Source organism: Metalysinibacillus jejuensis (genome assembly GCF_003057615.1).
In the GTDB taxonomy this organism is placed as follows: Bacteria; Bacillota; Bacilli; order Bacillales_A; family Planococcaceae; genus Metalysinibacillus; species Metalysinibacillus jejuensis.
Map to the genome: position 1 here is coordinate 1 of NZ_QAFW01000012.1, position 20,105 is coordinate 20,105.

The 20,105-nt window shown below is 39.3% G+C and carries 18 protein-coding genes and 1 pseudogene; 15 read left to right on the forward strand and 4 right to left on the reverse strand.

Going from position 1 to position 20,105, the window contains the following annotated elements; all coding sequences use genetic code 11:
* Window positions 1–126 precede the first annotated feature (126 nt).
* A pseudogene (locus DDE80_RS05835) lies at window positions 127–648 on the forward strand (BCCT family transporter); the annotation flags it as partial.
* A gap of 69 nt (window positions 649–717) precedes the next feature.
* On the opposite strand, the gene DDE80_RS05840 reads toward DDE80_RS05835, so the two are convergent.
* On the reverse strand, window positions 718–1,677 hold the full coding sequence (locus DDE80_RS05840) for a DMT family transporter (protein ID WP_153060875.1): 960 nt from the start codon (window positions 1,675–1,677) through the stop codon (window positions 718–720).
* Window positions 1,678–1,785: 108 nt separating this feature from the next.
* Between DDE80_RS05840 and DDE80_RS05845 the strand changes: the two genes are divergently transcribed.
* The 4 genes from DDE80_RS05845 (at window position 1,786) to DDE80_RS05860 (ending at window position 4,925) form a co-directional block, all read left to right on the forward strand.
* Window positions 1,786–2,634, forward strand: coding sequence for a LysR family transcriptional regulator (locus tag DDE80_RS05845; RefSeq protein WP_108306739.1), 849 nt, complete (start codon window positions 1,786–1,788; stop codon window positions 2,632–2,634).
* A gap of 147 nt (window positions 2,635–2,781) precedes the next feature.
* A complete protein-coding gene (locus tag DDE80_RS05850) occupies window positions 2,782–3,444 on the forward strand; it encodes a peroxiredoxin (RefSeq protein ID WP_108306740.1) in 663 nt (220 codons plus the stop codon).
* A complete protein-coding gene (locus tag DDE80_RS05855; protein ID WP_108306741.1) occupies window positions 3,444–3,677 on the forward strand; it encodes a hypothetical protein in 234 nt (77 codons plus the stop codon). The genes DDE80_RS05850 and DDE80_RS05855 overlap by 1 nt, the downstream gene beginning before the upstream one ends.
* A gap of 312 nt (window positions 3,678–3,989) precedes the next feature.
* On the forward strand, window positions 3,990–4,925 hold the full coding sequence (locus tag DDE80_RS05860) for an LCP family protein (RefSeq protein ID WP_235612287.1): 936 nt from the start codon (window positions 3,990–3,992) through the stop codon (window positions 4,923–4,925).
* A 54-nt stretch (window positions 4,926–4,979) separates the two neighbouring features.
* Here DDE80_RS05860 and purU read toward each other — a convergent pair whose 3' ends face one another.
* Window positions 4,980–5,885, reverse strand: a complete 906-nt coding sequence (purU, locus tag DDE80_RS05865) for a formyltetrahydrofolate deformylase (RefSeq protein ID WP_108306742.1) — start codon at window positions 5,883–5,885, stop codon at window positions 4,980–4,982.
* Window positions 5,886–6,023: 138 nt separating this feature from the next.
* A complete protein-coding gene (gene abc-f, locus DDE80_RS05870; protein ID WP_108306743.1) occupies window positions 6,024–7,550 on the reverse strand; it encodes a ribosomal protection-like ABC-F family protein in 1,527 nt (508 codons plus the stop codon).
* A 389-nt stretch (window positions 7,551–7,939) separates the two neighbouring features.
* Between abc-f and DDE80_RS05880 the strand changes: the two genes are divergently transcribed.
* The 3 genes from DDE80_RS05880 to cobT all read left to right on the forward strand — a co-directional run bounded on the left by DDE80_RS05880 (window position 7,940) and on the right by cobT (window position 10,965).
* Window positions 7,940–9,265: a sodium-dependent transporter gene (locus DDE80_RS05880; RefSeq protein WP_108306745.1), complete on the forward strand. Its 1,326-nt coding sequence runs from the start codon at window positions 7,940–7,942 to the stop codon at window positions 9,263–9,265.
* Window positions 9,266–9,349: 84 nt separating this feature from the next.
* A complete protein-coding gene (locus DDE80_RS05885) occupies window positions 9,350–9,835 on the forward strand; it encodes a DedA family protein (RefSeq protein WP_108306746.1) in 486 nt (161 codons plus the stop codon).
* Between the two features lie 74 nt (window positions 9,836–9,909).
* Window positions 9,910–10,965: a nicotinate-nucleotide--dimethylbenzimidazole phosphoribosyltransferase gene (gene cobT, locus DDE80_RS05890; protein WP_108306747.1), complete on the forward strand. Its 1,056-nt coding sequence runs from the start codon at window positions 9,910–9,912 to the stop codon at window positions 10,963–10,965.
* 101 nt (window positions 10,966–11,066) lie between these two features.
* On the opposite strand, the gene DDE80_RS05895 is transcribed toward cobT, so the two are convergent.
* The gene (locus tag DDE80_RS05895) at window positions 11,067–11,891 is read right to left on the reverse strand and encodes a DUF2785 domain-containing protein (protein WP_108306748.1); all 825 of its coding nucleotides are present in this window, start codon (window positions 11,889–11,891) and stop codon (window positions 11,067–11,069) included.
* An 87-nt stretch (window positions 11,892–11,978) separates the two neighbouring features.
* Between DDE80_RS05895 and DDE80_RS05900 the strand changes: the two genes are divergently transcribed.
* The 7 genes from DDE80_RS05900 to DDE80_RS05930 all read left to right on the forward strand — a co-directional run bounded on the left by DDE80_RS05900 (window position 11,979) and on the right by DDE80_RS05930 (window position 20,097).
* Window positions 11,979–12,980 (forward strand): LLM class flavin-dependent oxidoreductase, encoded by a 1,002-nt coding sequence (locus DDE80_RS05900; RefSeq protein ID WP_161952276.1) that lies wholly within the window; start codon window positions 11,979–11,981, stop codon window positions 12,978–12,980.
* A 13-nt stretch (window positions 12,981–12,993) separates the two neighbouring features.
* Entirely contained in the window at window positions 12,994–13,914 is a 921-nt protein-coding gene (locus DDE80_RS05905) for a hypothetical protein (protein WP_108306750.1), read from the forward strand.
* 106 nt (window positions 13,915–14,020) lie between these two features.
* On the forward strand, window positions 14,021–15,313 hold the full coding sequence (gene tig, locus DDE80_RS05910) for a trigger factor (protein ID WP_108306751.1): 1,293 nt from the start codon (window positions 14,021–14,023) through the stop codon (window positions 15,311–15,313).
* A gap of 149 nt (window positions 15,314–15,462) precedes the next feature.
* Window positions 15,463–16,731, forward strand: coding sequence for an ATP-dependent protease ATP-binding subunit ClpX (gene clpX / locus DDE80_RS05915; RefSeq protein ID WP_108306752.1), 1,269 nt, complete (start codon window positions 15,463–15,465; stop codon window positions 16,729–16,731).
* A gap of 156 nt (window positions 16,732–16,887) precedes the next feature.
* A complete protein-coding gene (gene lon / locus DDE80_RS05920) occupies window positions 16,888–19,200 on the forward strand; it encodes an endopeptidase La (protein WP_108306753.1) in 2,313 nt (770 codons plus the stop codon).
* Entirely contained in the window at window positions 19,200–19,817 is a 618-nt protein-coding gene (gene yihA, locus DDE80_RS05925) for a ribosome biogenesis GTP-binding protein YihA/YsxC (RefSeq protein WP_282432384.1), read from the forward strand. The genes lon and yihA overlap by 1 nt, the downstream gene beginning before the upstream one ends.
* Window positions 19,818–19,923: 106 nt before the next feature.
* A complete protein-coding gene (locus DDE80_RS05930) occupies window positions 19,924–20,097 on the forward strand; it encodes a YjfB family protein (protein ID WP_108306754.1) in 174 nt (57 codons plus the stop codon).
* Window positions 20,098–20,105 lie beyond the last annotated feature (8 nt).

A 20,105-nucleotide genomic window follows, 5' to 3' on the forward strand; every position in this document is an offset into this window, starting at 1 on the left:
GCGTATCAGTAGGGTTGGAATGCCCCGAATTCACGCTCGTGGAGAACACATAAGACTTGCTTGCAAGCGATGTTCGTGGAAGCGAGAAGCCCCCACTTCAAACGAAGTTAAGTGGTGGGTAGTTCACTGGGTGTTATTTTATTGCCAACAGTAGTAAGTATATTTTGGTTTGCGACATTCGGCATGACAGCGATGGAAGTGTTTAACACGAAGGCGCCTAATTTAATTGATTTACCGACAGAGCAAGTGCTGTTTGGTGTATTTGAACATTTACCAATGGGTGCAATGCTATCAGTTGTCGCAATGGTTGTAGTAGCTATCTTCTTTATTACATCTGCCGATTCAGCAACTTTTGTATTAGGCATGCAAACGACAAATGGCTCATTAAATCCTGATTTCCGTATTAAATTAATTTGGGGTGTATTACAAGCAGCAATTGCGAGTAGCCTGTTATTCTCAGGTGGCTTAGCGGCTCTCCAAAACGCGGCAATTATTGTAGCTTTTCCGTTTTCTATGATTATTTTATTAATGATTGTAGCGCTTTATAAATCATTAATGGAAGAACGATTAGAGCTCGGCTTACACATTCGTCCGAAAGCACAAGTAGAAGAGATGATTAAAAAAGAATTAGCGAAACAAGATGATTAACAACATTACGTAGTGCTAGTAATTAAAAGGTCTGAAATCCACAGTGGTTTCAGACCTTTTTTTGTTTGGCTATAAAATGGGGACCTCGTGTTTTAGTCGCATTTTAAGGTGGCGCTCATGGCGTTGATAAAGGTTATTGCCGACTAGCGCTCCAATTACCAGTAGAGTACCTGCGATATCATAAGCTGTAATTTTATAACCTTGTAACAGCATAATAGCTAAAGTTGTTAGTGGTACGGCATTAATAAATAAAATACCATTCAATGACGTTAAAATTTTAATACCATAATTCCAAGCGAGTAATGCGATAAGCCCTGGCAAAAGAATCATAAATAACATGTCATATTTAATGATTTGTAAGGTAGCTATCGTTGGAACGGCAATGCTACCTTGTAGCGTCAAGGCGCATGTCATAATCGTTGTAACACCAGTACCTACCGCACAAGTAAGTGCAGAGTAGCGTAAAGTAGACCATCCTTTAAAGTATTGGCCACCCATCGTGTAAATGACCCATCCTGTAACACCGATGAAAATGAAAAGAAGCGGTATACTATTCGTTCGCAAAGTAGAGAAAAATGTAAAGTCACCTTTAGTAATAACAAGACTAGCCCCCAAAAAGGCGATAGCCATACTAATGAGCATATAATTTTTAGGGCGATTTTTATAAATAAGCCAAGCGAGTAATGCTGTAATAACAGGCATAATTGTTTCCATAATAGAAGCCACCATAACGCCATCTTGCCCCATTAACATTTGACCTAAAAAAATCAAGATATTATATACCGTGAAAGCCATCACCCCGAAAAATAATAAGTGTTTAGTTTTACCTTCAAAGCGAAAAGCTTGGATACCTTCTTTAAAAGCTAGCAAAATGAGTAATAAAATCGTGACACTACCGTAACGAATGGTAGAAAAGTAAAAAGGGTCGATATAGGTTAAGGCGTGATCAGCTACCGGGAACATTGCTCCCCAGGACATCGCTGCAATGAGACAAGCGAGAGCGCCTATAATAAGTTGTTTCATGGATATCCTCCTTGCATGTTTATGTAAATCCTAGTATAAAGAATGCAGGGTATCTCGTAAAATGATTGAAAGAGATGCTTAATATCATTAAAAATGATACTAAGAGGTGAGGTAGTGGAATTAAAAAGCTTAACGATTTTTCAAACGGTAGCGCGTTTAGGAAGCGTAAGTGCGGCTGCTAGAGAGCTTAACTATGTGCAATCAAATATTACGATGCACATTAAACAGTTAGAAGAGAAGTTTGGAACAACGTTATTTTATCGCCATCAACGAGGCATGACGTTAAATAGTGAAGGGCGTAAAATGTTAGGTTATGTTACTACGATTTTAAATGAAGTAGCTGAGCTGAAGCATGTATTTTTAGATCAAGATACGCCGTCTGGTACGCTGAAGCTAGGTACTGTGGAAATTGTTAGTAAGCTCCCACAAATTTTAGCCACGTACTATGAGCAGTATCCTAATGTAGATGTGTCGCTCCAAGCGGATGTGACAGAGGCACTTGTTCAAAAAGTAATGGACCACGAATTAGACGGCGCTTTTGTATCAGGACCGATTAAACATACTTTGCTATCAAAACAACTTATTGCAGAGGAAAAATTAGTGCTTGTCAGCGCCTCTCCCAAGTTTGATGTAGCGGATTTTAGCAAGACACCCATTTTAGTATCAAACGAGGGGTGCGGCTATCGAGCTAAACTCGCTTTATGGTTGAAGGAGTTAGGTATCGAGCCTAAACGAATTATGGAATTTAATATTATTGAAACGATTTTACAAAGTGTAGCCTTGGGGTTAGGTGTTACTGTCGTTCCAGAAGATACCGTAAGACGTATGGTAGTGCAAGGTAGTGTTTACTGCCATGAACTGCCTGAAGCATATGCGAGTAATAGGACGGTTTTTATTTATCGTAAAGACACTTTTATAACGGTTACAATGCAAAGCTTCTTACAACATATCAATGATATATAAGGGTTTAAAATGATGTAAATGAGAATAATGGTCTTAGTTGAGAAATTGATGTGAGCATATCTTTTTACAAAGCATACGATAAGGGGTATAGTGATAGTAGTTGATCAACACAACACTATTATGTTAAAAGAAGGAGTCGTTATTCATATGACAGAACAAATCACACAACCAGAAGTTAAATCATTACCACGCATCGGTTCGAAAGCACCGCAATTTGAGGCTGTAACAACACATGGTAAATTAAAATTAGAAGATTATAAAGGTTCTTGGTTAGTATTATTCTCACACCCAGCAGATTTCACACCCGTTTGTACAACAGAATTTATTGGCTTCCAAAATATTTATCCACAGCTACGTGAGATGAATACAGAGTTATTAGGTTTATCAATCGATAGTGTACATTCACACATCGCTTGGGTTCGCAATATTGAACAAAACTGGGGCGTAAAAATTGAATTCCCAGTCATCGCTGATTTATCGATGGACGTAGCAGGTAAGTTTGGTATGATTATGCCGGAAGAAAGCTCAACAGAAGCTTCGCGTGCAGTATTTGTTATGGACCCAGAACAAGTGGTACGCGCTATTATTTACTACCCGCTTTCTACAGGCCGTAATATGGATGAAATTTTACGTCTAATTACAGCGTTACAAACGACAGATGAGCACGGTGTAGCAACACCAGCAGACTGGAAAAAAGGTGACCGTGTAATCGTGCCACCTTCAGCAACACAAGAAGGTGCAGCTGAGCGTATGAATGATGAGAGCTTAGAATGTAAAGACTTTTACTTCTGCACAAAGGAATTAAAATAATGGCATGCGTAAATGAAACAGGTGCGTTAACAGAAAGCGCCCGTAAATTATTAACAGTAATTCGTACTGAAGCTAAGACCGTAGAAGACATTGCAAAAGAAGCAAGTTTGCCTTTATTTAAGGTGCGTAGTAGCGTGCGGGAGTTAGCGGAAAATGATTTCTTATTTGAAAAAGAGCCTGCAAAATACATGGTAACATTTTTAGGTAATAAACGTTTAGAAGCAATGGAATAAAGGAACAATGAAGCTGTATCTTCCTCTAAGGATGGTACAGCTTTTTATTATTGTTACATAATAGTTCGTCGTAAAACGGCTAGTATATACGAGAAGATTATTTTGGGGTAAGAGAAGAAAATAAGTCGATTTTACACCGGTAAAGTTTGCGCGTTAGACAAACGATAATAGTGAAAGAGCTAGCAGGAATATAAAGCGATTGACGATAAAGGATAATCAGCGTACATTAATGTAGGGAATAAAGTGCAACCTAATCCCGTAACAGAACGTCTATGGTAACGTTGTAGCATTATAATGATGAGAGGGAAAAAAATGAAAAAAGCCATTTTAGCTATTATAGCGCTATTATTAATGGGCGCAATTGCAGGTGTAATCTATTTTAAGCAGACGTATAGTAAAGCGTTTGACGACCAAAGAGAACATATTGATCCTCTAGATGAAAATGATATTACGTTTGAAGGTACGAAGCCGCTAGAAGGTGTTATTAATGTATTGATGATAGGTAGTGATGCGCGTGATGATCATGAACTATCAGACACTTTGATGATCGGTCAATATAACAGTAAACAAAAAACATTAAAAATAGCGTCAATTATGCGAGATACGTATATTAATATTCCGGAGTATGGTTATTATAAAATTAATGCAGCGTATGCGCTCGGTGGACCAGATTTAGTACGTAAAACAATCGAAGAAAATTTCGATGTACCACTTAACTATTATGCGATTGTTGACTTTAAGGCCTTTCCTCAAGTGGTCGACTTATTAGCACCGAATGGTATTGAAGTCGATATCCCTTATGAGATGTCGCATGGCATTGGTATGGTGTTAGAACCAGGTAAGCAAGTGTTACATGGGAATGAAGCGTTAGGTTATGTAAGATTTCGTCATGACGCGATGAGTGACTTTGGGCGTGTTGCTCGCCAACAAGAGGTAATTTCTAAAATTAAAGAACAAGCGGTAAGTGTTAATACAGTAACGAGCTTACCTAAAATTTTAGGGACATTAGATGCGTATGTCGCAACGAATGTAGATATGAAAACAATGCTTGGTATGGGCACGGGACTTGCGCTTAATAATTTTGGTGAAGTCGAAACTTTACGTATCCCACTAGACGATACGTATACAGACGGCTATTATGACGCAGCTGGCCAAGTATTAGAAATCGATTTTGAAGAAAATAAAAAGGCGCTACAAGATTTTTTGCGTCCTACCCCAAAGAAAACGTCTACTTTGTTAAATGAGTAGCTATAAGAGAAACGCACGCTATCAAATTTATAAAGTTTGATAGCGTGCGTTTTTTTAGTGAAAGACTACAGTTTTATTACCTTGTACAATAATGCGGTCTTCTAAATGCCATTTAACCGCGCGTGCTAAAACACGACGTTCAATTTGGCGACCAATTTTTTTAAGTGAGGCTACGTCTTCACGGTGGTCAACGCGCTCAATATCTTGTTCAATGATTGGGCCTTCGTCTAAGTCGTTTGTTACATAGTGTGAAGTAGCACCGATTAATTTTACGCCACGTTCAAACGCGCGCTCATAGGGACGTGCGCCGATAAAAGCGGGTAGAAAAGAGTGGTGAATATTAATAATGCGACTTTCAAAATGGTCAATAAAATTAGGTGTTAAAATTTGCATGTAACGTGCCAAAACTAATAAATCAATATTATATGCGTGCATTAAGCGGATTTGCTCTGCTTCGACTTGTGCACGGATATCTTTATTTGCTGGAATGTAATGGAATGGGATGCCTAAGGCTTCTACCATTTCGCGTGCATCCTCATGATTACTAATGACAACAGCTACATCCATTGGTAGTTCCCCGTTTTGCCACTCCCATAATAATTCGTTTAAGCAGTACAACTCTTTTGATACATAGATAGCTGCGCGCTTTAGCTCGTTGCCGTAAGCGAAGCGGTACGCCATTGAGTAGGCTGCAGCGATTTTTTTAAATTCCTGTTCCATAAAGCGCGCTTTTAATGGCAGGTCTTCTGCATAGTATTCGATGCGCATATAAAACATGCCGCCCTCAGGATTACTTGAGTATTGATTAGATTCAGTAATATTGGCGTTATGTTGATGTAAAAAGTTTGAAAGCTCTGAAACAATCCCTGGTTGGTCTTGGCATTTAATAAGTAAGCGACCATGATTTTTTAATTGTTCTTTGCGTGTTGATAAAAATGATTGTACTTTCGGTGTAGACATTTAAAAACAACTCCTAAAAAATATTCATTTGTTTATTATGCAATAACTGTTGATTTTACGCAATTATTATTGCTGTTTTATTTTTATTTGCGAATAAATTGTGACAGCTATCATTTTAATGTCTACTGTAGGTGGAAATTATTTAAGCGCATTAATCCGTGTAGTTAAAGCAGTAAACTGTCTATCCAACTTGTGGTATTCGTCACTTGAAGGTTTAGCAAAACTTAGTTTACCTAGGACGGCCTGACGCTCAGTTTCGAGTGCCAGTATATCATCAGTAGGTGCTGTTTTAGGTAAATGAATCGTGCCCTCTTCAATAGTGACTTGACGTGTTGCGATTTTTTCACTGAAATAGCGGTCGTGAGATACAAAAATAATCGTGCCCTCGTAGTTTGCTAAAGTTGCTTCGAGTTGTTCACGCGATGGCAAGTCAAGGTGATTAGTAGGCTCGTCTAGCAATAGTACGTCGCGCTCTTCAAAAATAAAAGCAGCAATTTTCACTTTAATACGTTCACCCATACTCAAATCACCAATCATCATATGCCAGTGCTTTGGAGTAAAGCCAAGGAGAGCAAGTTGTGTACGGATAAGCCCTTCTTGTTCGCTGTTGTCATAATTAAAATAGTGTGCGAGCGTCAAGTCCAAAGGTAAGTCATAAACAGATTGTGATAAGTACCCAATAGACGCCGCTTCAGATACAAAAATACCAGGTGCGTGTTGATAAATTGCGCGGAGTAATGTTGATTTACCTGCACCATTTGCTCCTTTAATGTGTAGTTTTTCGCCCCGTGTCACAATTAAATGGCAGTGTTGTAAGCAGTCTAAGGAAAAGTCTTGTAGCGCAACAATGCGTTTACCGATTGGCTTAGCTGTATTGAGTGCAAAGTGAATGGGTGTGTCCTTTTTAACAGCTTCAACGCGATTAACTGCTAAGTGGCGCTCTAGCTTTTTACGTTTAGATTTCACTTGTTTATCCGCACGTTTAGCGATAGCACGGTAGTATTCCTTTGCACCCATTGCTTTTGGATGGTGCTTAGCAGTAGATTCTTTATGCATGTTAGCTGACCAATCATTAAGTTCACTAAGTTGTTGTTCCACGCGTGCAATTTGTTTTTGCTGTGTAGCATAGTGCTGTGCTTGAAGCGCACGCTGGTTTTCGCGCCAAGCCGTATAATGACTATAATCGCCATCGACCGCTGTAATTGTGCCGTGATCAATGGCCCAAATCATGTCCACAACGCTATCTAAAAAGTAACGGTCATGGGACACAATAATAAAAGTTTGTTTGCTCGCCTTAATTTGTGCGATTAATTGCGCGACACTCGCGCTATCTAAATGATTGGTAGGCTCATCAAGTAGCAATAAAGACCGAGAAGAGGCAAAGGCCTGAGCGAGGCGCATCTTTACTCGTTCGCCACCGCTTAAAGTGTCATAGCTACGTTTAGGTAGCTGCCAATTGCTAAGCGCTGCGCTAACATTAGGAGTGAAGTCGACAGCGAGTGTTTCGCTATCTTGTGCTACAAGAGTACTTGCAACTTGCTCATGAATTAGGTGCAACAGTGTGGATTTACCCGCGCCATTACGCCCTGTAATGCCAATGATAGCACCTGTTTCGATTGTTAAAGTGGCTGATGAAAATAATTGATGTTTTACAGTAATCTGCATAAACTCGTGCTCCTTTGATGTTTAGGAAAACAAAAAATCCTCCTAAACCGTAGTTTAGAAGGATCAGTCATGTCTAAAAAGCACACAAATAATGTGCGAATGGAAAATGAACAGACTAATCCTATGGTTGTGAAAGCGAAAAAATATTCGTTTCCGATTAAAAGCCATAGATTAGTTAATCATTGTCCACCCGACACCCCGTTTCTTTTAAAAGTTAGGGCAATTATAACGAAGCGTAAAATTTTTGTCAAACAAGCAGATATTTCATTTTTAGTGTCAAAATTCAGACAATTAACGGTAAATTCGCTTAAATCCTGCATTTAGGGTTGTTTTCTTGTGTAAACAAAGCGATAATGTACAAATATGTTTTTAAGAAGGAGTAGAGGAGTTTGTCATCTAGAGATCAATTTTCCACCAAGATAGGCTTTATGTTAGCTGCGGCAGGTAGTGCAGTTGGTTTAGGCGCTATTTGGAAGTTCCCGTATATGGCGGGCAGTAACGGCGGTAGCGTATTTATTTTGCTATTTATTTTATGTATTTTCTTAATTAGTTTACCTGTACTTATTGCAGAGTTTATGATTGGTCGCCGTGGTCAAGCAGATGCGGTAACATCTTTTAAAACGCAAGCACCAGGTAAACCGTGGTATTTAGTTGGCTACCTAGGTATGGTAATTTCAGCGCTAATTTTATCATTTTACAGTGTAGTAGGTGGTTGGATTTTAAGCTACCTAGCAAGAGCTGCAATATTTGCTGTAAAGCCGACAGATGGTAGCACGTATGCAGAGTTATTTACTAAAGTAATTGAAAACCCGATTGAAGTCGTTATGGCGCAAGGTGCATTTATTTTATTAACTATTTTAATTGTACAAGCAGGTATTAAAAGTGGTATTGAAAAAGCTAGTAAAATTATTATGCCGCTTCTTTTTATTTTCTTTTTAGTACTCGTTGTTCGCTCGCTTACATTAGAAGGTGCTATGGAAGGTGTACGTTTTATGTTTGTACCTGACTGGTCGTTGTTTACAGGCGAAACGTTATTGCTAGCACTAGGACAAGCGTTTTTCACCTTAAGTGTAGGTATTTCAATTATGATTACGTATGCTTCTTATTTAGGCAAAAGTGAGAATATTGGCGGAACAGGTATAAACGTAGCGTTAATGAATATTTTCATTTCAATTTTAGCAGGACTAGTAATTTTCCCTGCAGTATTTGCTCTAGGCTTTGAGCCTGATCAAGGACCAGGGTTAGTATTCGTTATTTTGCCGGCTGTTTTTGAACAAGTACCATTCGGTGGTTTATTTTTATTAATTTTCTTTATTTTGTTATTATTCGCAACAATTACTTCTTCCATTTCATTGTTAGAGATGGTTGTATCTGTAGCGGTAGGAGATAATCGTAAAAAGCGTGTGCGTACGTCTTGGCTTGTAGGTATTTTAATTTTTATTATCGGTATTCCTAGTGCGCTATCATTTGGTGTACTATCGGATCGTACAATTTTTGGCCGCTCTATCTTTGATGCTGTCGACTTTTTAACGAATAATATTGGAATGCCGCTCGGTGCGTTATTTATTTCTTTATTTGCCGGCTATTATTACAGTACAAAAGTTTCTAAAGCAGAGCTTAATACATCACCATTTATGTATTATTTATGGCTTGTGTTAATTCGTATTGTATCGCCAATTGCTATTATTATTATTTTCTATACAGGTTTAAAGTAGTCACTAAGTGGCTACTTTTTTCTTGTGGGAAAAAGGTGTAATATGATAAATTATTATACTGTAATGCGACAGGAGGATAATTATATGGCAACAGTAGAGTCGCTCATTATTAATTATGGCTATTTTGCACTTTACGGCATATTAGCGCTTGGCATTATCGGTTTACCTGTACCAGATGAAGTATTGATGACATTTGTCGGCTATTTAACCTCTACGCATGTAATGAATTATGGACTTGCCCTCTTGATAAGTGTTTGTGGTTCTATTACAGGTATGTTTGTGAGTTATACTATTGGCAGTAAAATTGGACAACCTTTTTTATTAAAATACGGGAAGTGGGTAAAGCTCACACCGAAGCGCATTCATAAAGTAGAAACATGGTTTAATCGTTATGGCATGTGGACGATTAATATTGCTTATTTCATTCCTGGATTTCGTCATATTACGAGTTATATTGCAGGTACAAGTGGTATGAATCGTATGAAGTATATGGCTTTTGCTACGACAGGTGCCGTGATATGGTGCTTTACCTTTTTATTAATCGGTAAATTAGTAGGCGTACATTTTTAAGATCATCTTATTAATAGATGGTCTTTTTTGTTATAATAAAGAGGTTTGAAGCGTTAGAAAAGGAGCATTTTACTATGAAAAAACATTTTTTACAAACAGTTACAATTCCGTCTTTAGACGAAGTAGCTGGGCAGCAAGTAGCAGTATATTTAGATTCTCTAACAAAACCTAGGGGGAGTTTAGGTCGCTTAGAAAAAATGGCGATTGAACTAGGGAAAATGACAGGTAAAAAAATGCCTACAGCTAATAAGCCGGGCGCTATCGTCTTTGCCTCAGATCACGGCATTACTGAGCAAGGTGTATCGCCTTACCCAAGCGCGGTAACCGTACAAATGGCAGCAAGCTTTTTACGTGAACAAGCTACGATGAGTATTTTTTGCCGTCTTATTGGTGCAGAGTTACGTATTGTAGACTTAGGGATTAATGCAGATTTGGATGAAGAAGGGCTCATTAATCGCAAAATTCGTGCGCAAGGTACACGTAATTTTTACAATGAAAATGCAATGACAGCGCAAGAAGCAAATGCTGCGTTAACCGCGGGTTTTGAAGAAGCAAATGCGTTGCTTGATACAGGTGTGGATTGCTTAATTTTAGGTGAGCTCGGTATTGGCAATACATCGCCAAGTAGCGCCATCTTAGCTATGCTTAGCGGTAAAGATATTAGTGAGGTGGCAGGGCCTGGGTCAGGTTTAGTCGATGAACAAGTAGATAAAAAGCGAGCGACACTGCGTGAAGCAATCAATCGCAGAAATGCGACGGCTGACGATGTTTTTTTATTGCTTCAGCAACTCGGAGGTTTTGACATTGCAGGGATGGCAGGCGCTATGATAGCGGCGGCTACAAGACGCACGCCGATTTTATTAGACGGCTTTATTTCAACAGTTGCCGCTTTAGTGGCAGAAGCGTTAGCACCAGGCACTAAAAATTATATGATTGCAGGACATCAATCAGCTGAACCTGGTCACCAAGTCGCGTTAGCACTACTTGATAAAAAGCCTATTTTACAGTTAGGTATGCGTTTAGGCGAAGGTACAGGTGCTGCGGTAGCTTACCCTGTTTTACGTGCAGCTATTGCCGCTTTGACGGAGCTACCGACGTTTGAATCTGCAGGGATTTCTGATAAAGCTTAACTTTTACTCATATTGTTTTGCTTAAGTTATACAAAAAACCAGCATAGCTCTTATTAAATGGTACCGTTCATTTAATAGGAGAAGCTGGTTTTTTAGGTTGGTTAAACGGTTAAGCGATGCCACTGCGCAATTAACTGATATAATGTTTCTTCTAGTTGAGGCGCTAGTCGGCGTATTTTGATATAAAAATAAAGTGTTTTAACAAGGTGTAGCGTATTTGTGCGCTGTTTGAAAAAACGTTCGCTATAACCATCTGTCATTAATGTAGTATTAAGCTGATCAAAGAGTTGCGTTGCCCATTCGATAAGTAGGGGTTCAGGTGTTTCTTTAATAATAAGCGCCTCTATAATGGCAGCTAGCCGCTCATCTTCATCATGTGTAAAGACAGCAGGTAACTTAACGATATGTTTAATGCCGTGTAAAATTTGCGGTGTCGCTTGGGGGTCAAATTGTGGATGGTTAACCGCCACAAGTGTAGCATCAGCTCCAAATGGAATAGCGTTAGCAAAGCCCTTTCCTTCCACAAAATTACGCGTATCTGTTTCGTACATCAAAAATGATGCAATATGTAAAATCGTTTGCTTCGCACATTTTTCTTCTAGAAAAGGTTGCTTCGCATCTAACCCTAATAAATCTGCTAGTAAGAGAGCTGCATAGGCACGCATAAAGACGCTATCTTCTCCATCATGTGTAGTTAGTGCAGCGCGTAGTGCGGTTGTTATGTCATGAAGTTGGCTGTCACTTAGTGTATCGGTAGTGAGCCACTGTACAAATAGTTGATAAACGAGATCATCTCGTACCGTGGGATCAGGGTCACCGAGTAAGGTTACTAATTCATTTAGCAAAGTGGGTCGTTCAGTTAACAATTTTTGGGCTTGGTGTGGTGATAAAGTCATGAAATGTTGCAAATCTTGTCGTAAAATCATAATTCCTCCTTAAAAGCGGTACGTGGTATACTTAAGTTATTATGCCATGAATTGCACGACAAAAAAAGTAGAATGGAGTGAAAGATGATGAATTTGAAAATATCGTTACTTGATATGGTAGTGATGTATCAAGGAGATAGCGTAGCTCAAACAATTGAAAATACTGTGGACTTTGCACAACAAGCGGAGCAGTTAGGCTATCATCGTTATTGGTTTACCGAGCACCATAATACACATAACTTAGTTTGCCCATCTCCAGCCTTACTCATTGCACATATTGCAGCGCAAACGACTACAATTCGCCTAGGGGCAGGTGGCGTAATGTTGCCTAATCATAGCCCGCTACGTGTGGCGGAAGATTTCGCGCTACTAGCAGGTATACATAATGACCGTATTGATTTGGGGCTAGGTCGAGCGCCAGGAACAGATGGTTTAACGGCGTTAGCTTTACGCCGTACACGCGAGGCAGTATATCGCTATGATTTTCCAGAACACCTTGATGAGTTGCTCCATTATTTTAAACGTGACTTTCCGGCAGATGCTCCTTTTGCGCGTATTCAATTTTCGCCTTCTACAGAAGTGCCACGTATTTTTATGTTAGGTTCTAGTAATGGTGGTGTAAACTATGCAGCAGCGCGAGGGCTTTCTTTCGTGTTTGCTGCGCATATGGCACCGCAAAATGTCACAGCTATTTTGCAACATTATCGCCAAACATTCGTCCCTTCAATGTGGAATGAAGTGCCGCATCCACTGTTTTCCATCGGTGTAATCGTTGCAGAAACAGAACAAGAAGCGATGCGACTCGCTAAACCTGCTCAAATGTATTGGGCACGCATCTTTATGGGAGATAGCCGCGTACCTTTCCCTACGTTAACGCAAGCTGAGGGCTATGAATTTAGCGAGGCCGAACAGCTAACACTCGCGCAAATGTCGGGCAGTATTTTAGTTGGAAGTGCTGCACAAGTTGCAGAGCGCCTAAAAAAGATGGCGCTTGCTGCAAATGTAGAGGAAGTGCTAACATTAACGTTCTATCCTGACAAAGCTTCTCGCTTAAAAGGACAGCGCTTATTAGCAGAGGCGTTAAAGTAAAGAAGGTGGCAAGATGAAACAAAAAGTGATTGCGTTTCCTGGATTAGTGAAACGAGCAAATGAATACATGGTAAATTATCAATACCAAGAAGCGGTGAAGCTATTTGATCAGCTTTATGCGATGAATAATTTAACTACAGAAGAACTAGCGGTGTACGCGTTCGCCTTAGTAGAAGTAAAGCGGTATGAAGAGGCAAAAGAGCTATGTGAAATCATTATGGCTAAAAAAACAGCAGCTTATTGGGACGTTGTCGAGCTATACATTAAAGCGAGTATGCAATTGAAAAATTATCAGCAAGTCGAAAAATTAATTACGACATTAATCGACGATAAAGCGGTGCCTAAAGAGCGCTACGAGCACTTTAGACAACTGCACAGCTTAAATGCTAAAATCGCTAAACAAATGGCAGTACCAGATGTAACCGCAACGGCATTTTTTGCGCAACCTATCGATAAACAACTCGCGCAGTTGTATGAGTGGCAAACCATACCTATAATGAAGCGGAAAGATACTATTGTTGCAATAATCGAAGATCCTAAGGCTCATCCTATGGTGCAAAGCTTGGCGCTCTTATTACTCGTTGAACAAGGTGTTGCTACGACTGTTACAATTACAAAGTTTAACCAGACGCGAACTGTAGCGACAGAAACCCTAGTATTGCCAACAGCAATGCCACAGTTTAAAGCGGTAATGGCGATGATTGAACAAGCATTAATGCAAGACCCTACCGCTTTAGAGATGGCTAAACAAATTATTGTAAAACATGCCATCATGACTTATCCTTTAGAATGGCAACCATTCGCTACAGATGATATTGCAATTGGCTACCAACAGTTTATTGAAGAATTATTCGGTAAAGTACAGGAAGTAGACGTAGAAGTACAGCATTATTTGCAAAAATTAGAAGCGGTCGCTATGGTTTATGATGTGTGAAAAAAGTTGAAACTACGTTGAACTGTGATATACTGAAATGGTTGTCAAAGAACGGCAAGACATGTAGACTGGCTAACAGTGAATTATATTTTTGGAGGTAACATATATGTCAATTAAATGGGAAAAACAAGAAGGTACTAACTTAGGTACATTAACAGTGACAGTACCAGCTGAAAAAGTAAACGCTGCATTAGATCAAGCGTTTAAAAAAGTAGTAAAAGAAATCAACGTACCAGGCTTCCGTAAAGGTAAAATGCCTCGTCCATTATTCGAACAACGTTTCGGCGTTGAAGCATTATACCAAGATGCATTAGAAATCGTTATGGGTGAAGCTTACCCTAACGCTTTAGATGAAGCAGGCATTGAGCCTGTAGACTACCCATCAATCGATGGCACAGAAAACTTCGCTAAAGGTCAAGATTTCACATTTACAGCTAAAGTTGTAGTAAAACCTGAGCCAAAACTAGGCGACTATAAAGGTCTTGAAGTTACAAAGCAATCTGCTGAAGTAACAGAAGAAGAAATTACAGCAGATATCGAAGCTAAATTAGCGCAACATGCTGAAATGGAAGTTAAAGAAGATGAAGCAATCGTTGAAGGTGACACAGCTGTTATCGACTTCGAAGGTTTTGTAGGTGAAGAAGCATTTGAAGGCGGTAAAGGTGAAGACTACGCTCTTGAAATCGGTTCTGGCACATTCATTCCAGGTTTTGAAGAGCAATTAGTTGGTGCTAAAACTGGCGACAATAAAGATGTAGTTGTAACATTCCCTGAGGAGTACCACGCTGAAGAATTAGCTGGTAAAGAAGCTACATTCAAAGTAACAGTTAAAGAAGTTAAAGTTAAAGTACTTCCAAAATTAGACGATGCGTTCGCTAAAGAAATTGACGAAACAGTTGAAACAGCAGCAGCGTTACGTGAAAAAATGACTGCAGAAAAAGCAGAAGCGAAAAAAGCAGAAGCAGAAGCAGTACTACGCGATGAGCTAGTAGAAAAAGCGGCAGCTAATGCAGAGTTTGAAGTACCATCAGGCATGGTAAACACAGAAGTTGACCAAATGGTACGTGAATTCGACCAACGTTTACAACAACAAGGTATGAACCTTGAGTTATATACACAATTCTCTGGTCAAACAGAAGAAGACTTACGCGGCCAAATGAAAGAAGAAGCAGAAAACCGCATTCGTGTACGTTTAACATTAGAAGCAATTGCAGCAGCAGAGAAAATTGAAGCTACTGAAGAAGACGTAAACAAAGAATTAGAAGAAATGTCTAAACAATTCAACATGACGACTGAACAAATCACTACAGCATTAGGTGGTTCAACAGAAATCTTAAAACAAGATATCGTTATGAAGAAAACAGTTGAATTATTAGTAGATAACGCTGTAATCAACTAATTATAGCTAAAACAACATAGCACATTACAACAAGGTACGGATACTCATGCCGTACCTTGTTTTCTCAATATTGATAGGGTAGTGTGCGATTTATTTGAAAAGTAAGTAATAATCTTGTAAGATTGTTGCTTGAATAGGGGTGAAACTAATTGTTCAAATTTAATGATGAAAATAACAACTTACATTGCTCATTCTGTGGCAAACCACAAGAGCAGGTTCGCAAATTAGTTGCAGGACCTGGTGTATACATTTGTGATGAATGTATCGAGTTGTGCTCTGAAATCGTTGTCGAAGAATTAGGAGGAGAGGAAGAAATTGAGTTCAAAGACGTTCCTCGTCCGAAAGAAATTCAAGCGATTTTAGATGAGTATGTAATTGGACAAGACCGTGCAAAAAAGGCCCTAGCTGTAGCAGTGTATAACCACTATAAACGTATTAATACGAACAGCAAAATCGATGATGTAGAACTAGCTAAATCTAACATTGTTTTAATTGGACCTACAGGTAGCGGTAAAACGTTACTTGCGCAAACGTTAGCACGTATTTTAAACGTACCTTTTGCTATTGCAGATGCTACTTCTTTAACAGAAGCAGGCTATGTAGGTGAAGACGTAGAAAATATTTTATTAAAATTAATCCAATCAGCCGATTACGATATTGAGCGTGCTGAAAAAGGAATTATTTATATTGATGAGATTGATAAAGTAGCACGTAAATCTGAAAATCCATCGATTACACGCGATGTATCAGGTGAAGGTGTACAACAAGCGTTGCTTAAAATCTTAGAAGGCACAACAGCAAGCGTACCGCCACAAGGTGGCCGTAAGCACCCACACCAAGACTTTTTACAAATCGATACGACGAACATCTTATTTATTGTAGGTGGTGCGTTTGACGGTATTGAGGATATTATTAAACGTCGTCAAGGCGAAAAAGTTATCGGCTTTGGGGCAGAACCAAACAAAGTAGCAGAAGAAGAAGGTTCGTTAATGGCGAAACTTATTCCAGAAGACTTATTAAAATTTGGTTTAATCCCAGAGTTTATCGGTCGTCTTCCTGTGCTAGCTAGCCTAGAGCAACTGGATGAAGAAGCGCTTGTAGAAATCTTAACAGCACCGAAAAACGCACTGGTTAAGCAATATCAAAAAATGTTAGAGCTTGACGATGTAACGTTAGAATTTACTGACAAAGCACTAGTAGCTATTGCTAAAGAAGCAATCGAGCGTAAAACAGGTGCACGTGGTTTACGTTCAATCATTGAGTCAACAATGCTTGATGTAATGTTTGAGCTGCCATCACGCGAAGACGTTAAAAAGTGTATCGTTACAGAAGAAACGATCACAGAAAAAGTAAAGCCTACACTTTTATTAGCTGATGGCCAAGAGTTAAAAGAAGATAATACAAAAACATCAGCCTAATAGCATAACGAGGAGCTGACTTCGGTTTTGTGCATCGTCTGCACAAGGCTGTAAGTCGGCTTTTCTTTTTTTTATGAAGTGGTATGATATGAGAAGTGATTTGTACTTTGCAAGCGGGAAATGCAAAGTGTAGTTTAGATGGAGGTGGATACCCGCATGACAACAAAATTGATGCCGATGTTACCATTACGAGGGCTTCTCGTTTATCCAAAAATGCGCTTGCACGTGGATGTAGGACGTGACCGTTCAATTGCTGCGCTTGAAGAAGCGATGGAACGAGATAAACATATTTTTTTAGTAACACAAAAAGAAGTAAAAGTAGAAAATCCAACAGCGCAAGATCTTTATGGTACAGGGACGATTGCTTATATTAAGCAATTAATTAAATTACCGAATGGTACGTTACGTGTATTAGTAGAAGGTGTAGACCGTGCAACGTGGACGAATTATGAAGAAGCACGTAAGTTTAATCAAGTACAAGTAACAGTAGTCGCTTCAGAAGTAGAAGAGGATATCGAAACGGCGGCGCTATTACGCATCGCTCATGATTATTTTGCCCGCTTTGCGAAATCTTCGAATAAAATTACTGCTGAAACTGTCGCACTTGTAGAAGAAGAAAAAAATCCGAGTAAATGTGCAGATTTAATGATGACACATTTGCCTGTGAAAATAGCGGATAAACAAGAAGTGCTCGCGATTGCAAATGTAAAAAAACGCTTAGACTATTTGATTATTCGCATGCATGATGAACTTGAAGTCATCGCTGTCGAGAAGAAAATTAGTGCGCGCGTAAAAGAAGCGGTCGAAAAAACGCAAAAAGAGTACTATTTACGCGAACAATTAAAAGCGATTCAAGATGAATTAGGCGCAAGTGAAGGGAAAACGGGCGAAGTAGCCGAACTACGTAAGCGTATTGAACAAGCTGGTATGCCAGAAGCAACGGAAGAAGTTGCGTTAAAGGAATTAAATCGCTATGAAAAATTACCGGCTGCTAGTGCAGAAAGTGGCGTCATCCGTAACTATGTAGAGTGGTTAGTTTCACTGCCGTGGACAAAAGCGACAGAAGACCGTTTATCGATTGAGCATGCGACTGACATTTTAAACCGCGATCACGACGGTTTGGAAAAAGTAAAAGAGCGTATTATTGAATACTTAGCAGTACGACAAATGACAAAGTCATTAAGAGGCCCCATCCTTTGTTTAGTCGGCCCTCCTGGGGTAGGTAAAACATCATTAGCACGTTCTGTGGCGGAAAGTTTAGATCGTACATTTGTACGTGCATCACTTGGTGGCGTGAGAGATGAATCAGAAATTAGAGGCCACCGTCGTACGTACGTAGGCGCTATGCCTGGACGCATTATTCAAGGTATGAAAAAAGCAGGCACGATTAATCCGTTATTTTTATTAGACGAGATTGATAAAATGTCGAATGATTTCCGTGGCGACCCATCTGCAGCAATGCTAGAAGTGTTAGACCCAGAACAAAACAATACGTTTAGCGATCACTACATTGAAGAGCCTTACGATTTATCAAATGTGCTATTTATAGCTACAGCTAATGATTTAAGTACAATTCCAGGTCCGTTGCTTGACCGTATGGAAGTTATTTCGATTTCAGGCTATACCGAACAAGAGAAACTAGCGATTGCTACAAACCATTTAATTCCTAAACAACGTGAGGAACATGGTTTAACGAAATCGCAAATTATTTTTAAAGAAGAAGCAGTGCTTGATATCATTCGTTATTATACACGTGAAGCTGGGGTGCGTAACTTAGAGCGTCAAATTGCTACCGTATGTCGTAAAGTGACGAAGATGATTGTAACAGGAGAGCGCAAACGTGTAACAATTAACGCTAAAATGGTTATCGAGCTATTAGGTAAACATCGCGTGCGTCATGGCAGTGCAGAAAAAGAAAATCAAATAGGTGTAGCAACAGGCCTAGCGTATACTACAGTAGGTGGCGATACTTTACAAATCGAAGTAAATATCACACCAGGTAAAGGCAAAATGCAACTTACAGGTAAATTAGGTGATGTCATGAAAGAATCAGCACAAGCTGCTCTATCTTTCATTCGTTCACGCACAGAGAAGTTAGGCGTAGAAGCAGATTATTTTGATAAACATGATATTCACATTCATGTGCCAGAAGGTGCTGTACCTAAAGATGGTCCATCCGCTGGAATTACGATGGCCACAGCGATTGCGTCTGCTATTACGAATAAAGCGATAAAAAAAGAAATCGGAATGACAGGAGAAATTACGTTGCGTGGTCGAGTATTAGCTATCGGTGGGTTAAAAGAAAAGTCGCTAGGTGCGCACCGTGCAGGTCTAACGACGATTATTTGCCCGAAAGACAATGAGCGTGATGTAGATGATATTCCAGAGAGCGTACGCGAGGCGTTAACATTTAAATTTGTAACAGCTGCCGATGATGTTTTAAACCTAGCTTTAGACGGAGGATTTTAATGATGAATGAAGAGTCACAAAACGATTTTAATATTACCAAGATTCACAATGTAGAGATGGTAATTAGTGCGGTAAAGCCAGAGCAATACCCAGAAGATGGCTTACCAGAGTTTGCCTTAGCAGGACGTTCTAACGTCGGAAAATCCTCGTTTATTAATCGTATGATTAACCGTAAAAGCATGGCGCGCACGTCTTCTAAACCTGGGAAGACACAAACGCTAAACTTTTATAAAATAGAAGAACGACTATTTTTTGTCGACGTACCTGGCTATGGTTATGCTAAAGTTTCGAAGTCAGAGCGTGCGGCTTGGGGCAAAATGATTGAGCAATATATTACAACGCGCGAACCACTACGCGCTGTTGTACTCATTGTAGATTTGCGCCACAATCCAACAGCAGATGATATGATGATGTATGATTTTTTAAAGCATTATAATATTCCGTGTATCGTAATTGCGACGAAAGCGGATAAAATACCTAAAGGCAAATGGGATAAACATAAATCAATAATCAAAAAGAAATTAGATATGGTAAAAGGGGATCCTATTATTACATTTTCGTCAGAAAAAAGTCTTGGTATTGAAGAAGCTTGGGCAGAAATTAAAAAACGTATGTAAAAAAAGCATCATTCATGTTACGGTTGTAATATGGGTGATGTTTTTCTTATGGAGAACTTCACATAGAGAGAGAAGAGACGATAAATGATATAGGAGGTGTATAAGGATGGATATTGCAGCATTAGCCATGAATATGAGCCAAGCAAAGCTTATGCAAGACGTATCGCTAGCAGTAACGAAGCAAGCGATGGAAATGCAAGAACAACAAACAACTCAACTTGTAGAAATGTTAGATGCACCACACCCAACAGCTGGTCAAAATTTCGATATTTCAATATAAGTGCATCT

Bases quoted from the DNA above. Each gene is read 5' to 3' on its own strand.
- DDE80_RS05905 (WP_108306750.1), top strand. From the start codon at position 12,994: ATGAAACAAAAAGTGATTGCGTTTCCTGGATTAGTGAAACGAGCAAAT.
- DDE80_RS05895 (WP_108306748.1), bottom strand. From the start codon at position 11,891: ATGATTTTACGACAAGATTTGCAACATTTCATGACTTTATCACCACAC.
- tig (WP_108306751.1), top strand. From the start codon at position 14,021: ATGTCAATTAAATGGGAAAAACAAGAAGGTACTAACTTAGGTACATTA.
- DDE80_RS05930 (WP_108306754.1), top strand. From the start codon at position 19,924: ATGGATATTGCAGCATTAGCCATGAATATGAGCCAAGCAAAGCTTATG.
- DDE80_RS05850 (WP_108306740.1), top strand. From the start codon at position 2,782: ATGACAGAACAAATCACACAACCAGAAGTTAAATCATTACCACGCATC.
- lon (WP_108306753.1), top strand. From the start codon at position 16,888: ATGACAACAAAATTGATGCCGATGTTACCATTACGAGGGCTTCTCGTT.
- DDE80_RS05860 (WP_235612287.1), top strand. From the start codon at position 3,990: ATGAAAAAAGCCATTTTAGCTATTATAGCGCTATTATTAATGGGCGCA.
- purU (WP_108306742.1), bottom strand. From the start codon at position 5,885: ATGTCTACACCGAAAGTACAATCATTTTTATCAACACGCAAAGAACAA.
- cobT (WP_108306747.1), top strand. From the start codon at position 9,910: ATGAAAAAACATTTTTTACAAACAGTTACAATTCCGTCTTTAGACGAA.
- DDE80_RS05885 (WP_108306746.1), top strand. From the start codon at position 9,350: ATGGCAACAGTAGAGTCGCTCATTATTAATTATGGCTATTTTGCACTT.
- yihA (WP_282432384.1), top strand. From the start codon at position 19,200: ATGATGAATGAAGAGTCACAAAACGATTTTAATATTACCAAGATTCAC.
- DDE80_RS05900 (WP_161952276.1), top strand. From the start codon at position 11,979: ATGAATTTGAAAATATCGTTACTTGATATGGTAGTGATGTATCAAGGA.
- abc-f (WP_108306743.1), bottom strand. From the start codon at position 7,550: ATGCAGATTACTGTAAAACATCAATTATTTTCATCAGCCACTTTAACA.
- DDE80_RS05855 (WP_108306741.1), top strand. From the start codon at position 3,444: ATGGCATGCGTAAATGAAACAGGTGCGTTAACAGAAAGCGCCCGTAAA.